At 68.3% G+C, this 15,467-nt stretch carries 12 protein-coding genes; 4 read left to right on the top strand and 8 right to left on the bottom strand.

The features are described from left to right. Window positions 1–3 precede the first annotated feature (3 nt). On the bottom strand, window positions 4–1,425 hold the full coding sequence (locus tag ACIP5Y_RS13245) for a wax ester/triacylglycerol synthase family O-acyltransferase (protein ID WP_400350000.1): 1,422 nt from the start codon (window positions 1,423–1,425) through the stop codon (window positions 4–6). 471 nt (window positions 1,426–1,896) lie between these two features. Between ACIP5Y_RS13245 and secA the strand changes: the two genes are divergently transcribed. Together secA and ACIP5Y_RS13235 are read left to right on the top strand one after the other, a co-directional pair. Beyond that, window positions 1,897–4,734: a preprotein translocase subunit SecA gene (gene secA, locus ACIP5Y_RS13240; protein ID WP_400349999.1), complete on the top strand. Its 2,838-nt coding sequence runs from the start codon at window positions 1,897–1,899 to the stop codon at window positions 4,732–4,734. A gap of 433 nt (window positions 4,735–5,167) precedes the next feature. Then, the gene (locus tag ACIP5Y_RS13235; RefSeq protein WP_400349998.1) at window positions 5,168–8,209 is read left to right on the top strand and encodes an AAA family ATPase; all 3,042 of its coding nucleotides are present in this window, start codon (window positions 5,168–5,170) and stop codon (window positions 8,207–8,209) included. A 174-nt stretch (window positions 8,210–8,383) separates the two neighbouring features. Here ACIP5Y_RS13235 and ACIP5Y_RS13230 read toward each other — a convergent pair whose 3' ends face one another. The 6 genes from ACIP5Y_RS13230 to aroA form a co-directional block, all read right to left on the bottom strand. Then, window positions 8,384–8,701 (bottom strand): hypothetical protein, encoded by a 318-nt coding sequence (locus ACIP5Y_RS13230; RefSeq protein WP_400349997.1) that lies wholly within the window; start codon window positions 8,699–8,701, stop codon window positions 8,384–8,386. A gap of 49 nt (window positions 8,702–8,750) precedes the next feature. After that, window positions 8,751–9,260 carry a nitroreductase family deazaflavin-dependent oxidoreductase gene (locus ACIP5Y_RS13225; protein ID WP_400349996.1) on the bottom strand — a complete coding sequence of 170 codons (510 nt, stop codon included), beginning with the start codon at window positions 9,258–9,260 and terminating at the stop codon, window positions 8,751–8,753. A gap of 89 nt (window positions 9,261–9,349) precedes the next feature. Next, complete coding sequence (locus tag ACIP5Y_RS13220) at window positions 9,350–9,784, bottom strand: YbaB/EbfC family nucleoid-associated protein (RefSeq protein WP_400349995.1); 435 nt, start codon at window positions 9,782–9,784, stop codon at window positions 9,350–9,352. 86 nt (window positions 9,785–9,870) lie between these two features. After that, window positions 9,871–10,233, bottom strand: a complete 363-nt coding sequence (locus tag ACIP5Y_RS13215) for a hypothetical protein (RefSeq protein ID WP_400349994.1) — start codon at window positions 10,231–10,233, stop codon at window positions 9,871–9,873. A 59-nt stretch (window positions 10,234–10,292) separates the two neighbouring features. Further along, a complete protein-coding gene (rsgA, locus tag ACIP5Y_RS13210; protein WP_400351260.1) occupies window positions 10,293–11,300 on the bottom strand; it encodes a ribosome small subunit-dependent GTPase A in 1,008 nt (335 codons plus the stop codon). Further along, window positions 11,297–12,622, bottom strand: a complete 1,326-nt coding sequence (gene aroA / locus ACIP5Y_RS13205) for a 3-phosphoshikimate 1-carboxyvinyltransferase (protein WP_400349993.1) — start codon at window positions 12,620–12,622, stop codon at window positions 11,297–11,299. The genes rsgA and aroA overlap by 4 nt, the downstream gene beginning before the upstream one ends. A gap of 105 nt (window positions 12,623–12,727) precedes the next feature. Between aroA and ACIP5Y_RS13200 the strand changes: the two genes are divergently transcribed. Next, window positions 12,728–13,021, top strand: a complete 294-nt coding sequence (locus ACIP5Y_RS13200) for a hypothetical protein (RefSeq protein WP_400349992.1) — start codon at window positions 12,728–12,730, stop codon at window positions 13,019–13,021. 9 nt (window positions 13,022–13,030) lie between these two features. Here ACIP5Y_RS13200 and ACIP5Y_RS13195 read toward each other — a convergent pair whose 3' ends face one another. Beyond that, a complete protein-coding gene (locus ACIP5Y_RS13195) occupies window positions 13,031–14,539 on the bottom strand; it encodes an aldehyde dehydrogenase family protein (RefSeq protein ID WP_400349991.1) in 1,509 nt (502 codons plus the stop codon). Between the two features lie 146 nt (window positions 14,540–14,685). On the opposite strand from ACIP5Y_RS13195, the gene ACIP5Y_RS13190 reads away from it, so the two are divergent. Next, window positions 14,686–15,453, top strand: coding sequence for an SOS response-associated peptidase (locus tag ACIP5Y_RS13190; RefSeq protein ID WP_400351259.1), 768 nt, complete (start codon window positions 14,686–14,688; stop codon window positions 15,451–15,453). Window positions 15,454–15,467 lie beyond the last annotated feature (14 nt).

Below are 15,467 nucleotides of genomic sequence, written 5' to 3'. Positions count from 1 at the left end.
GACTCACTGGACGCAGGCACCGAGCATCTCCTCCATCGACTCGTGCACCGAAGCGGCGAGCACCGCGATATCCGCCATCGCCTCGCGATCGGCATTGAGGCCGTAGAAGACCCGCCCGTCATAGGACGTGAGCCCGATACTCAATGCCTGAAAGCGCAGCAGTGGCGACACCGGGTACATCTCCAGCATCCGCGCGCCGCCGATGTACATGGGCTGCTGCGGACCCGGCGCGTTGGTGATCACCAGATTGAACGTGTGCTCTGCAAAAGTACTCGCCGAGCGCACGCTCATGGCATGCAGGCTCGCCGGAGCGAATCCGGCCATGTGCACCAGGGTCCGGGCGCGCACGCCGCGCTGATGCCGGGCGTGCGCCTCGGTGGCGTGCTTGATGTGTTCCATCCGGATCGCCGGATTCGGTTCACCCACCGGCAGATCCAGCAGCAGTGAGGTGACCTCGCCGGCCGGTTTCAGCTCGCCGTGCGGGCCCTCGGCGTACACCGACATGGGGACGACGGCCCGCAGCGCGTCGGCCTCGGTGAGCACCTGGCCGCGGGAGAGCAGCCAATTGCGCAGCGCGCCGGTGACGACGGCCAGGATCACATCGTTGATCGAGCAGTCGTAGCGCTTGCGGATCTTGCGGTAGTCCTCCAGATCGGTGCGCACCACCTCGAAGCGGCGATTGCGGGAGGTGTGGATGTTCAGGGGGCTGTCCGGTGCGCCGATGGCCGCGGTCCGCACCATGGACACCAGCTTCCGCACCGCCTTACCGGTGGCGTCGATCATCGAGAACGCCTCGGCCATATGGTGCTGGGCCACCTCGAGACCCTCGCGCGGTTGCGCGGCCAGGTGCAGCACCGCGCCGAAGAGCAGTTCCAGATCGGCGGGTTCGCGATGCGCGATCCAGGCGTCGTCGGCGACCTCGCGCGGCGCGGCGGACGTGTCCAGGATCACATGCCCGATCTCCAGCGCCGAGTCGCCGTCCACCAGCGCCGAATGCGTCTTGGTGAAGATCGCGGTGCGGCCCTCCGACAGGCCCTCGACCAGATACATCTCCCACAGCGGGCGGGTGTGGTCGAGCGGGCGGGAGGCCAGCCGGGCGACCAGGTCCAGCAGGTGTTCGTCGGTGCCCGGTTCGGGCAGTGCGGACCGCCGGATGTGATAGGTGATGTCGAAATGGCTGTCGTCCACCCAGACCGGGCGGCCCAGCGCGAACGGGATCTCCCGCACTTTGCGCCGATACAAGGGGACCAGCGGCAGCCGCGACTCCACCAGGTTGACGAGCCCGTCGTAATCGAGGGGCGCGTGGCCCGAATTCCCGGCCGGTGCGGCATTGCGCAGAATCGCCAGGGAACCGATGTGCATGGGGTTGCTGCTCGACTCGAGCCGGTAGAACGACGCGTCCTGCGGCGTCAGTCTGGTGATCACGCTGCCCGCTACTCCCTAATCCTGCCTGCGCCCGCAGTCTGTCCCCCTGCCGAGGCGTCGGCGTTCCGGCGGTGTCCACCGGTCTGATGGCAAGCTATCGCAACCCGATCGACCTGGGGGAATGAATGGGCGCCAGTGCCCGAGCCCTCGCGCCGCCCGCGGCGGCCGCTGTTCCGGAGTGCGCATTCGCGACGCCGCACGCCGAACCCCTACATGGTACTTCAGTGGATCTGAAACGGCCTCTGACGCAACAGCATTCGCTGCATTGTCGCTGGAGCTCACAAAGCCGCGCCGGCAACCGTGCGGTGAACCCGGCTTCACAGGTTCCGCTCAGCGCCCGGAGCATCCCCCGCGCACTTCAGCACCTATGCTGGGCTCCGGATTACCATGGCAGTGAGTTGCGCGCTCGCGCGCACGTTCCCCGCCTTGGTGGGGGCTACCGAATAAACCGACCAGAGGACTACAAGACCCGTGCCTGCGCTGACGCTTTCGAGGTTGCTACGGATTGGTGAAGGTCGCACGGTCAAGCGGCTTGCGAACCTGGCCGATGAGGTCATCGCCCTGGACGAGGAGTACTCGGCACTGTCCGATGCCGAACTCCGGGCCAAGACCGAGGAGTTCAAGGAGCGCTACGCCGACGGCGAGTCCCTCGACGAACTGCTCCTCGAAGCCTTCGCCACCGCGCGGGAAGCCTCCTGGCGAGTCCTCAATCAGAAGCACTACAAGGTGCAGATCATGGGCGGCGCCGCCCTGCACATCGGCAATGTGTCGGAGATGAAGACCGGTGAGGGCAAGACCCTCACCTGTGTGCTGCCCGCCTACCTCAATGCCATCAGCGGCGAGGGCGTGCACGTGGTCACCGTCAACGACTACCTCGCCAAGCGCGATGCCGAGTGGATGGGCCGCGTGCACCGTTTCCTCGGCTTCGAGGTCGGTGTGATCCTCGGCGGTATGAGCCCGGCCGAGCGCCGCGTGGCGTACGCCGCCGAGATCACCTACGGCACCAACAACGAGTTCGGCTTCGACTACCTGCGCGACAACATGACCCACTCGCTGGACGATCTGGTGCAGCGCGGGCACAACTTCGCGATCGTCGACGAGGTCGACTCCATCCTCATCGACGAGGCCCGGACCCCGCTCATCATCTCGGGCCCGGCCGATGCCTCCTCGAAGTGGTACGCGGAGTTCGCGCGCATCGCGCCGCTGCTGAAGAAGGACCTGCACTACGAGGTCGACATCAAGAAGCGCACCATCGGTGTGCACGAGGCGGGCGTCGAGTTCATCGAGGATCAGCTCGGTATCGACAACCTGTACGAGGCCGCGAACTCGCCGCTGGTCAGCTACGTGAACAACGCCATCAAGGCGAAGGAGCTGTACACCCGCGACAAGGATTACATCGTCCGCGACGGCGAGGTCATCATCGTCGACGAGTTCACCGGCCGAATCCTGGTGGGCCGCCGCTACAACGAGGGCATGCACCAGGCCATCGAGGCCAAAGAGGGCGTGGAGATCCAGCCGGAGAACCAGACCCTCGCCACCATCACGCTGCAGAACTACTTCCGTCTCTACGACAAGCTGTCCGGCATGACCGGTACCGCCGAGACCGAGGCGGCCGAGCTGCACCAGACCTACGGTCTGGGCGTGGTGCCGATCCCGACCAACAAGCCGATGATCCGCGCCGACCAGTCGGACCTCATCTACAAGACCGAAGAGGCCAAGTACTCGGCCGTCGCCGACGATATCGTCGAGCGGCACGAGAAGGGCCAGCCGGTGCTGGTCGGCACCACCTCGGTCGAGCGCTCGGAGTACCTGTCCAAGCAGCTCACCAAGCGCGGTATCCCGCACAACGTGCTGAACGCCAAGTTCCACGAGCAGGAAGCGCAGATCGTGGCCGAGGCCGGCCGGCCGGGCGCGGTCACGGTCGCCACCAATATGGCCGGTCGTGGTACCGACATCGTGCTGGGCGGCAACCCGGACATCATCGCCGACATCCTGCTGCGCCGCGAGGGCTTCGACCCGGTCGAGACCGTCGACGAGTACGAGGCGCGCTGGCTGCCCACCCTGGAACGGGTCAAGGAGCAGACCGAGGAGGACGCGGAGGCGGTGCGTGAGGCCGGCGGCCTGTACGTGCTCGGCACCGAACGCCACGAGTCGCGGCGCATCGACAACCAGTTGCGCGGTCGTTCCGGCCGCCAGGGCGATCCGGGCGAATCCCGGTTCTACCTGTCGCTGGGTGACGAGCTCATGCGGCGCTTCAACGGCGCGGCGCTCGAGACCATCATGACGCGCCTGAACCTGCCCGACGATGTGCCGATCGAGGCCAAGATGGTCTCGCGCGCGATCAAATCCGCGCAGACCCAGGTCGAGCAGCAGAACTTCGAGATCCGCAAGAACGTTCTGAAGTACGACGAGGTCATGAACCAGCAGCGCAAGGTGATCTACGCCGAGCGCGCCCGCATCCTCGAGGGCGAGGATATGGAGGGCCAGGTCCAGGAGATGATCACCGACGTGATCACCGCCTACGTCAACGGCGCCACCGCCGAGGGCTACGTGGAGGACTGGGACCTCGCCAAGCTGTGGACCGCGCTGAAGACGCTGTACCCCATCGGGATCGAGTACAAGGATCTCACCGGTGAGGCCCAGACCGGCGAGCCCGGCGACCTCGACCGCGAGGAACTCCTGGAAGCCATCCTCGAGGACGCGCACGCCGCCTACGAGAACCGCGAGAACGAAATCGACGGTCTCGCGGGCGAAGGCAGCATGCGGAACCTGGAACGCCAGATCCTGCTGTCGGTGCTGGACCGCAAGTGGCGTGAGCACCTCTACGAGATGGACTACCTCAAGGAGGGCATCGGCCTGCGGGCCATGGCGCAGCGTGATCCGCTGGTCGAGTACCAGCGCGAGGGCTTCGACATGTTCGCGGCGATGCTGGAGGGCCTGAAGGAGGAGTCGGTCGGCTTCCTGTTCAACCTGCAGGTCGAGGTGCAGCAGCCGCAGCCGGCGGGCGTGAACGTGGGCGCCGGGCTGCAGTCGCCGGTCGGTAATCGTCCGCTGCCCACGGATGAGGCCGCGGCCAACGGCAATGGCAATGCGGCCCCGGCGGCCTTGCGTGCCAAGGGCATCGACGAGTCGGGTCCGCGTGGCCTGTCCTACTCGGGTCCGGACGAGGGTGGTCAGGCCGCCGTCCGCAGTGATCGTGACGAGTACGGCGCCGACTCCGATGATGCCGGTACCCGTCGCGAGCGCCGGGAAGCGGCGCGGGCCGCGGGCAAGCAGGATCGGGCTCCGAAGACGAAGCGCCGCCGCTGATTTCCGACTGTACGAACTGAAATTCGGGCGCCCGGGTGATTTTCACCCGGGCGCCCGATCTGTACCGCCGGAGTTTCCGGAGATTTCGTGTTGCTATATCTTTGCGGACATGCAAAATTGGTCGCGCGGTGATTCGGCGTGCGACATTGCATTTCGTGGATTCGCTGTGATGTGCGTCGCAAATAGCGACGTATGATCCGATCTTTCGGCGTGACTCCCCGTTTTTCCGTCCCGTGCGCCGGCCGGTCTATCGCAGCCGTTGCTGCTGGCCGGGATATTAAGCGAGGCAGTGACATTCGGTATCGGCCGGTGAATCGGTCACCGTATCGGTCACTCCCCGGTGGCGGGGTGTAACCCCTGGAATTAACCCATTTTCGGGGACTTCAAACCTGTTATTTGATTGCAGCTTGTTAGCTGCGATAAATTGCCATTTGTGCATGAGAGAGAAGCGCTGTACGGGCGGGAACAGGAGCAGATCCAACTGGATCGAATGCTCACCGCAGCGCGTTGCGGCAATGGTTCGGCCGCAGTCCTTTACGGAGAACCGGCAGTGGGCAAGACCACAATTCTGGGGGATGCGCTACAACGAGCCACCGATTTCCGAATCCTGCGCTGTCGCGGCGCGCACGCGGAGTCCGAACTGAGTTTCGCCGCACTGCACGAACTACTGCTACCCGTCACCGGACGCGTTGCCGCACTGCCGGACCCGCAGGCTCGCGCACTGGGCGCCGCGCTCGGCAGCGATCCGGGACCGGCGGACCCCTTCCTCGTCCGCGCGGCCCTGGTCACCCTGCTGAGCACGCTGGCCGCCGAGCTGCCGCTGCTGCTCATCGTCGATGACGCGCACCTGGTCGACGACGCCACCGCGCACGCGCTCGTCTTCGCGCTGCGGCGGTTGTCGGCCGCACCCGTGGTCCTGTTGTGCGCCATGCGCTTCGACCCCGCCGGCACCGTCTGGCGCGGTCTCCCCGCACTGCCCGTCACCGGCCTCGACGAAGCGGACGCGCGCCGCCTGGTGGAGGAACAGTGCGGGCCGGTGGGCGCCCTCCGGGTGGCCCGCGTCCTCGAAGTGGCACAGGGCAACCCGCTGGCCCTGCGCGAATTGCCGAGCATGACAGCGGAACTCGCCGGCGCCACCCGCGGATCCATGCTGTTCGGGCCGCGCCTGCGCGCCGTCTACCACGACCGGGTCGCCGGACTACCCGGCCCGGTGCGCACCCTGCTGACCGTGGTCGCCGCCGAAACCCGCGGCGTCCACCGCGTGGTATCGGTGTCGGCCGGTGCGCTCGGAGTCACCACCGCCGCATGGGAATTCGTGGCCCGCGAGCGCTTGCTCGCGGTCGGCGACGGCTGCGTCGACATGCTCGACCGCCTCCTCTGCGCGGCCGTCCACGATGCCGCCACCCCCGCCGAACGCCGCGCCGCCCACCTCGCCATCGCCGCCGCCCTCACCGCCCCCGGAGAGGAGGACCTGCGCATCTGGCATCGCGCCGTCGCCGCCGAATTCCCCGATGAAGCCCTGGCCGCCGCGCTCGCGGAAGGCGCCGAGCACGCCCGCTACGGCTCCCTGGTGGCCGCGGCCATGCTCCGGCAGGCCGCCGCCATCACCCCGGAACCGGACGCGGCCGCCGGCCGCCTGGCCGCCGCGGCCCGTTTCGCCTGGGCGGGCGGCGATATCGAATCCGCCGACTCCCTCCTCGGCCGCGCCGCCGACCGCATCTCCCCGGCCGGCCTCGCCATCGCCGGCGGCGGCCTGGCCGGCCTGCTGGAATTCGTTGCCGGCCAACCGGAACGCGCCGCCACCCTCCTGCACCGCGACGCGGCCCTCGTCACCGACCCCGAAACCGCCGCCCTCCTCCTCGAATTCGCCGCCCAGGCCCGCTGGGCCGCCGGCCTCGAGGAACCCCCACCCCCCATCCACCTCACCCTCGGCCCCGACCTCCCCGACACCTCCGGCCGCACCCTGCCGGCCGAGACCGCCGCGGCGGTCTCGATGCCCGGCCTGGGAGTTGAAACCGCCGTGCCGATGGCGGTGGCCGAGATGGCCGCGCAGGCCGCGGCACCCGTGATGGCTGCCGAAACGGGTGTGCCCAACCCCGTTTCCGAGTTGTCCGTGTCCGCCGGGGCCGTCGCGGTGGCCGCCGTAGCCGGCGGTACAGCCGCCGCCGCATCCACCGTTGTCTCCGACACGCCGGTCGGCGCCCGGATCACTGTGCCGGGCACCAGCATTCGTGGCGTGGAGGCCTCGGTCCCGGCGTCCGGTGCTGTCACGGGTGGCGTCGAGGCTCGGATCGTGCGGTCCGGCACGGTGACTCGGGTGGCGGATCCGGAGGGGCCCGGCGATATGTGGCGGGGGATGGGGTCGGCCGATGCGGTGTTGCGGCGGTTGCCGCCGGCGCCGCTGGTGTTGTTGTGGGGGCTGGGGGGTCAGGCCATCGAGCCGTTCGGGGCGGCGGTGGCCGCGTTGCGGGCGGCGGGGGCGCATCCGGCGACGGTGTGCCTGTTGCCGCAGCTGGCGATCGTGCAGTTCGCCAACGGCCGGTGGGCGGAGGCCGAGGAGACGCTGGCCGAGGCCTTCGAGCTGGCGCGGTCGGTGGGGACGGCGAACGTGCTGGCGCAGTGCTACACGCTGCGCGCGAAGATCGCTGCGCTGCGCGGTGATTCGGACACCGTGCTGGAGAGCGCCGAGCGGGCGCTGGCCATCGCGCGGCCGCATCGCGCGCATGCGCTGATCGCCTCGGTGCATTGGCATCTCGGCTTCCACGCCTTGAGCAAATCCGATCCGGAGGCCGCGTATCTGCGGCTGCGGACGCTCGCGCAGCCCGGCCACGATGCGCGGCATCCGACCTATGCGCGGCTGGCCGCGCTGGACATGGTCGAGGCGGCCAGTCGCGTCGGGCGGATGGAGGAGGCGGCCGCCTACGCGGAAACCATCCAGGCGTGGGCGATTCGCTCCCGCGCGGATTGGGCGATATCGATGGCCTACGCCTGCCGCGCGCTGCTGAGCGCGGACGACCGCGCCGACCACTGGTTCCAGCGCGCCCTGGCGCCGCGCCGTGCCGCGCCGGAGCTGAACAATGCCCGCATCCACCTGCTGTACGGCAAGTGGCTGCGCCGCATGCGCCGGCGCGGCGACGCCGCCGAGCATCTGCGTACGGCGCGGGAATCCTTCGAGCGCATGGGCGCCACCGAATGGGAGCTGCGCGCTCAGCAGGAACTCGAACTCACCGGCCGCCGCCTCGCACCCGCCGCGACGCCGGGCGCGGGTTCGGTGCTCACGGCCCAGGAGACCCGCGTCGCCCGCCTGGCGGCACAGGGCCTCACCAACCGTGAGATCGGCGCCGAACTGTTCCTCAGCCCCCGCACCGTCGGCCACCACCTGTCCCGCATCTTCGGCAAACTCGGCCTGAGCCGCCGAGCGGAGTTGGTGGACATCGACTTCGACAACGGCATGCGCATAGTCCGCCCACGCTGACCCCGCGGTTCCGCCGCCGCGATCGCCCACACCGCGTTGGCGTGGTCGCCCGCGCCCCGCTGACGTGGTCGCCCGCACCGCGCTGACGCGATCGCCCACACCCGCGTCGACGTGGTCGGCCGCGCCCGCGCTGAGGCGATGGCCGTGCTCGCGCTGGCGGCCGCGCTGCGGCGGTCAGTCGAGGTTGACGGATTCGCCCCAGTAGCGCGGGTCCCAGTTGATCAGGATCATGCCCGCCACGCTGCCCGCGCAGGCGCCGCAGGCGTCGACCTGGATGAGGTGGTCGACGTCGGTGTCGCCGGCGAGGACGGCGCGGGTGGAGAGCCAGACGGCGTGCAGGTGCAGGGCGGCGGGCCGATTACAGCGCACGCAGTCGGGCAGCGCATGTGCCGGATCGTTGCGGCCCACCCGCACCTCGGGGGTCACGGGCGCGCCGGGCCCCAGATCATCGTCGAGGAGCGGCGAAAATTGCTTGCGCTCACGGTCTTCCACGCCGGAAGGCTAGCGATTTCCGGGCGTACCCGAATCCGGTACGCCCGGTTCAGGCCCGGGTGAGTTCGAACAGCCGGAATACCCGGTCACCGGCCAATCGCTGTTCCATCTCGTAGCCGGGCCAGAATTCGACGGCGCGTTGCCAGGCCCGTTCGCGTTCGGTTCCGGTGAGCCGCCGCACCTTCACTTCGAATCGTTCGCCGAGGATGTGCAAGTCGGCGCGTTCCGCGTGCAGCAGGTTTGCCGACCACGAAGGATGGTCCGGTTTGCCCCAATTCGACCCGACCAGCAGGAACGCCGTGTCGTCCGTCGAGAACGGCACGTACAACAGCGTCACGGTGCGCGGCACGCCACTGCGCCGGCCGGGCACCGTGATCTCCATGGCCGGAATCCCGGCCACATCCAGAATCCCCTTGCGGCCCTTGGTCAACCGCCGGCTGACCCGCTCCAGCACCTTGACCACCGGGCCGGAACGCATGGCGAACGGCCGCCGCGCGATCGCGCGCCCGATCGCCGGCAGCACCTTCCGTTGTTTGCGTGTACCTCGGCCGGAAACCATGCCCAATTATGTGTCCATACCGCTCGACACCGCGGCGCGCGGCCGGGTGCGAGTTGTCAAGGTCACGATCCGGTCCGCCGGCGCATTTTTCACGGCCGCCACCGCGCCCGCTCCCACTCGTCCTGCCAGTCGTGTGGTCCCGCGGTGTTTCCCGGCCAGCCCCGCTCGACTGCCCGGGTCTTGGTCTCCGCCTCGCGTAGCCCGGCCTGGGCGGCCTCGTGGAAAAGGGCAGCCGCATACGAACTCTCGGTCAACTCCCGTTGCATTTCGTCCGCCTCCGCTCGTGCTCGAGTACAAGCCTCCGACTGCGCCCGCGTCACCCACTGCGCCAGCTCATCCATGGCGAATCCGGCCAGGCTGTCCGCGATGTACAGGCCGGTCAACGTCCCCCGTACATCCACTTCCGCCCGGATCCGCCCTTCCGCCGCCTCGCCCCTGCCGCGGATCTGCTCCACCCGTTCCTCGATCACCACTGCCCGCAGCATCAATTCGGTGAGTGCCGCGTCCGCACTGCTCGTGGTCACGAAATCCTCCTCGGGAGTACGCGTGTGGTCGGGGCGAGGGCTGCGACGATACCCCGGCACCCGGTCGTCGGCCGGTAGCCGCGGATTCACCTGTTGCGGATGTCGCCGCTCGCGGGCCGGGCGATGAGGTCCCGGAGCCGGGTGACGGCCGTGGTGAGCGTGGCGGCCTGCGTGGTATCGAGGTCGTCGAAGGCGGCCAGCGCCGCGATCAGTTGGACATCGTAGGTGCGGGCGCGGTCGTTCGCGACGGACTGCAGTGTGGGATCGCCCATGTCGGGAGCCCGGACGTGACCGTCCTCGGCAACCAGGCAGCCATTGGCCGTGGCCGCGTCGGCAATCGAGACGACCGTCTGCCGGGCGGCGCTGAGATCGGTCAGCGCCGTGGCCACGGCGAGGAGTTTCGCCGGGTCGGTCGCACGTACCTGGGACACCGTGGCCAACGCGCCCATTTCCTCCCTCTGTGCCGGTTATGCACAAAAGGTATCGAATGAGCTATTTCGTAGCTAGCTTAAGCGTCGGAGTTTCCCCGGAACCAGGGGTCATTGGAATTCAAGGCCACCAGCAGGCGGCGAATCGCGGCCACCCGCAATTCCTTACCCGGAAGATTGTCGAGCGCGCATTCCGGATCGGCGGGCGGACCCAGATGGGTGCAGCCGCGCGGGCAGTTCTCGATGGCATCGGCCAGATCCGAGAACGCCTGAATGACATCGTCGGGCGTGATGTGCGCCAGCCCGAACGACCGCACGCCCGGAGTATCGACGACCCAGCCGCCCTCGGGCAGCGGCAACGCCACCGACTGGGTGGAGGTGTGCCGGCCCTTACCCACCCCGGACACCACGCCGACCGCCCGATCCGCGTCCGGCACAAGACGATTCACCAACGTGGACTTACCCACCCCGGAATGCCCGATGAGCGCGGTCAGCTTGTCGTCCAGCAATTCCAGCACCGGTTCGACCGGATCCTCGACCCCGCCGTACACGATGATGAGATCCAAATCCTCGAAGGTGGCGGCGAATTCGGATTCCGCCGCCAGATCGTGTTTGGTCAGACACAGAATCGGTTGCAGCCCACCGACATACGCGGCCACCATGGCGCGCTCCACGAAACCGGTGCGCGGCGGCGGATCCGCCAGCGCCACCACGATGAACAACTGCTCCGCGTTGGCGACCACCACCCGCTCGAACGGATCGGTGTCATCCGCGGTGCGGCGCAATACCGTTCGCCGCTCGGAGACCCGCACGATGCGGGCCAGGGTGTCCGGTTTACCGGACAGGTCGCCGACCACATCCACCTGATCGCCGACCACGATGGGATTACGGCCGAGTTCCCGGGCGCGCATGGCGACCAGATGCCGGTCCGGATCGTTGTCGAGCACACAGCCCCAGCGGCCGCGATCCACCGAAACCACCATGGCCGCTTCGGCATCCAGATGTTGCGGCCGGGTCTTGGTCCGGGGCCGGGAACTCTTCCCCGGCCGCACCCGGACGTCGGACTCGTCGTACTCCCTGCGGCTCAGCGTCCCGCTCCCGGCCCGCCGGCCTGCCCGGCCCCGCCGGCGTGACCCGCATCGGTGCCCGCGAGCATCCCGTGCCACAGCACCACGAAGTTCGGCAGCGTCTTGGCGGTGGTGCCGATGTCCTCGATCCGTACGCCCGGCACCTTCAGCCCGATGATCGCGCCCGCCGTCGCCATCCGATGGTCCGCGTAGGAATGCCACTGGCCGCCGGTGAGCGGGGCGGGCACGATCTGCAGCCCGTCGTCGGTCTCGGTGACCTTGCCGCCCAGCCGATTCAGCTCGGTGGCCAGCGCCGCCAGCCGGTCGGTCTCGTGCCCGCGCAGGTGCGCGATGCCGCGCAGCCGCGACGGCGAATCCGCCAGCGCCGCAAGGGCGGCCACGGTCGGCGTCAGTTCACCCACATCGTGCAGGTCGATATCGATGCCCGCCAGTCGCCCCGGCCCGCGCACGGTCAGCGTGTTCTCGAAGAAGCGCGCCTCCGCGCCCATCCGTACCAGGATCTCGCGGATGACGTCGCCGGGCTGGGTGGTGATCCGCGGCCAGTGCGGAATGCTCACCTCGCCGCCGGTGATGGCGGCGGCGGCCAGGAACGGGGTGGCATTGGAGAGGTCCGGTTCCACTTCCCAGTCCACGGCGCGGATGGGTCCGGGGGAGACGGTCCAGGTCTGCGCCTTGCGCGGATCGGTCGGCGCCTCGACGCGGACGTCTGCTTGCCGCAGCATCTGCACGGTCATCTCGATGTGCGGCATGGACGGCAGTCGCGCGCCGTCGTGGTTCACGGTGACGCCCTGTTCGAAGCGTGCGGCCGACAGCAGCAGCCCGGATACGAACTGCGAGGAGCCCGACGCGTCGATGGTGACCGGCCCGCCGCGCAGGGTGCCGGTGCCGTGCACCACGAAAGGCAGTGTGTTGCCGTCGATGTCGAGGCCGAGCGAGCGCAGGGCGTCGAGGATGGTGCCGAGTGGCCGGACCCGGGCCTGCTCGTCGCCGTCGAACGCCACATCGCCGTGCGCCAGTGCGGCGACCGGCGGCAGGAATCGCATGACGGTGCCGGCCAGCCCGCAATCGACCATGGCACTGGTGAATTCGGCGGGCGGGGTGACGGTGAGCGTATTGCCGTCGCCTTCGATGCCGGTCCCCATGGCCCGCAGCGCGTTGATCATGAGGTCGGTGTCCCGGCTGCGGAGTGCACCGGTGAGGGTGGACGGCCGATCCGCCAGCGCGGCGAGGATCAGCGCCCGGTTGGTGATGGATTTGGACCCGGGCAGGGTCACGGTCGCGTGGACGGGAGCTTCGACGGAGGGCGCGGGCCAGAAAGTCACCAGCCCATCTTCCCAAACGATCGAGGGCGTTTGGGGCTCCGAGTCCTATTCGGGCCGATTCGAGACCCTGGACGTATACGTATATAGGTACGTATACTGGGCCTCGTGTTCGATCCCATCTCACTGATCGCCGGCGCCGGACTCGTCGGCGGCGGCTGGGTGGCCGGCCGCATCAGCCGCCGCCGATCCGCGCAGAGCGCACAGCCCGCCCAGGCCATGTGCGGCTGCGGCCACAACCTGGCGCTCCACGACCGGGAATCCGGTGACTGCCACTCCGAATCCATGCGCAAGACCGGATACGGCCTGAAGGAATGGGCCCGCTGCGGCTGTCGCCGCTACACGGGCCCCACTCCGCTCGAAGACTTCTTCACGCCACCGACGCTGCCGCCGGTGTCCTGAAAGTCCGAATTACTTTGCGCGGCCGTGGATCAGCGGCACCAGCTTGCGCAGCAGACTCATGGTCCGGTCGGTACGGCTGTACGACAGCAATGCCATCCCCGGAATCGTGAAGCGCTGCACCGCGATCGAATGCGGCCGCGAGAATTCCAGCAGCCCCGGCGCGCCGTGAATGCGGCCGATACCGGAATCGCCCACGCCACCGAACGGCAGCCCGGAGATAGCGGCATAGGAGAGCACCGAGTTCACCGAAGTGCACCCGACGTGCAGCCGCCGCGCGATCTCCATGCCCTGCTTCTTCGAGTACACCGCCGACCCGAGCCCGTACTTGCTCTTGTTCGCCAGCTCCACGGCCTCGTCCACACCGTTCACCGTGCGAATGGTGACGGTCGGCCCGAAGGTCTCCTCGGACACCGCATCCGAGGATTCGTCGGCATCGACGATCACCACGGGTTCGATGAACGGCCCCTTGACGGATTCGGGCCCGCCGAGCACCGCCTTGCCGCCGTTCTTCAACGCGTCGTCGATGTGCCGGCGCACGATATCGATCTGGCTGGGCATGGTCATCGGCCCGTAGGAGGCCTTCGCGCCCGAGCCCGGCTTGATATCGGTGAGAATCCGCTTCACCTCGGTGACGAACTGGTCGGCTATCGACTTGTCCACGTACACCCGCTCCACACCCGCGCAGGTCTGCCCGGAGTTGGAGGTGGCGCCCCAGGCGACCGCGTCGGCGGCGGCCTTGATGTCGGCGTCGGCGGCCACGATGACCGCGTCCTTGCCGCCGCATTCCAGCAGTACCGGGGTCAGCTTGTCGGCCGCGGCGGCCATGATCTTCTTACCGGTGGCGGTGGAGCCGGTGAACGCGATCTTGTCCACGCCGGCCTGCACCAGCGCCGCACCTGTCGCGCCGAAGCCGTTGATGGTGACGAAAACCCCGTCCGGCAGTTCGGGATTCGCCTCGGCGAAGGCCGCGGCGAAGAAATTGCCGATGCCCGTGGAGAATTCGGACGGCTTGAACACCACGGTATTGCCTGCGGCGAGCGCGTACGCGATGGACCCGTTGGGTGTGTAGATCGGGTAGTTCCACGGTCCGATCACGCCGACGACGCCGACGGGCCGGTATTCCAGGTGCGCGGCGAAATTCGCCATGAACGCGCCCGGCGCGACCTTCTTCGGCTTCAGTACCTTCTCGGCATTGGCGGCCGCCCATTTGATGTGCTCGAGCGCGAGCATGAGTTCGAGGAAGGCGTCGTCCAGCGGCTTGCCGTTCTCGGCGTGGATGAGCTCGCTGAGCTCGTCGGATTTGGCGACCAATTTGCTGCCCCAGCGCAGCAGATGCTTCTTGCGCTCGGCGTAGGTGAGCGCACCCCAGGTGGCCGCGGCGCCGCGGGCCTTGGCGACGGCCGCGCGCACCGCCGCTTCATCGTCGATCTTGTAGGTGGCGAGGGTCTCGCCGGTAGCGGGATTGACGGAGGTCAGCGTGTCGGCCTGACCGAGCGGGGCGGTTTCGGTTGCAGTCATGGTTCGCGGCAGTCCCTTGATGAGAGTGTGATGGGACGAACGTCTCACACGGTTCAATTGATGTCAATTGCCATCAGATGCGTACGTCACAGTTTACGACGGCGCATCTCGCTCCATTGTCGGTCCGCGGTGGCAGCATGGTCGATATGTGCGGTAGGTATGCGACCACGACGAATCCCGCGAAGCTGGCCGTCGAACTCGATGCCATCGACGAGACGGGCGATACCGGCTTCAACCCCAACTACAACGTGGCCCCCACCAACCAGGTGCTCACGGTCGTCGAACGCCACGACCGCGACCACCCGGACGACCCGGCCACGCTCCGGATCCGCGCCATGCGCTGGGGCCTGATCCCACCCTGGACCAAGGCCTCCGAACCGGGCCTGCCGGCGAAGGGCAAGCCGCTGTTCAATGCGCGCGCGGACAAGGCCGCCACCACCGCGTCCTTCCGCGACGCGGTGAAGAAGCGGCGCTGCCTGGTCCCCATGGACGGCTGGTACGAGTGGGTGACCGAATCCGATTCCCTCGGAAAGGCCGTCAAGCGGCCGTATTTCATGTCCCGCGCCGACGGCGGCCGCCTCTATATGGCCGGCCTGTGGTCGGTCTGGCGCGACCGCAGCCTCGGTGGCGAGGCGAAACCCCTGCTCTCCTGCACCATTCTGACCACGGACGCGGTCGGCGAACTGACCAAGGTGCACGACCGCATGCCGCTACCGATGCCGCGCGAGCATTGGGACGCCTGGCTGGATCCCGATCATCCGGCGCCCGAGCAACTGCTGGAAACGCCTGACGCCGAAGCGGTTTCGGGGATTCTCCTGCGCGCGGTGCCGTCGCTGGTGAACAGCGTGAAGAACAACGGCCCCGAACTATTGGGCGCGGTGGACGAACAGGCCGGTCAGATCACCCTGATCTGACCGGCCCGCGAGCG

The sequence above is a fragment of the Nocardia sp. NPDC088792 genome, from assembly GCF_044750615.1.
In the GTDB taxonomy this organism is placed as follows: domain Bacteria; phylum Actinomycetota; class Actinomycetes; order Mycobacteriales; family Mycobacteriaceae; genus Nocardia.
Note: the sequence above shows the minus strand (reverse complement) of the source record. Positions and strands in the feature narration are given on the sequence as shown.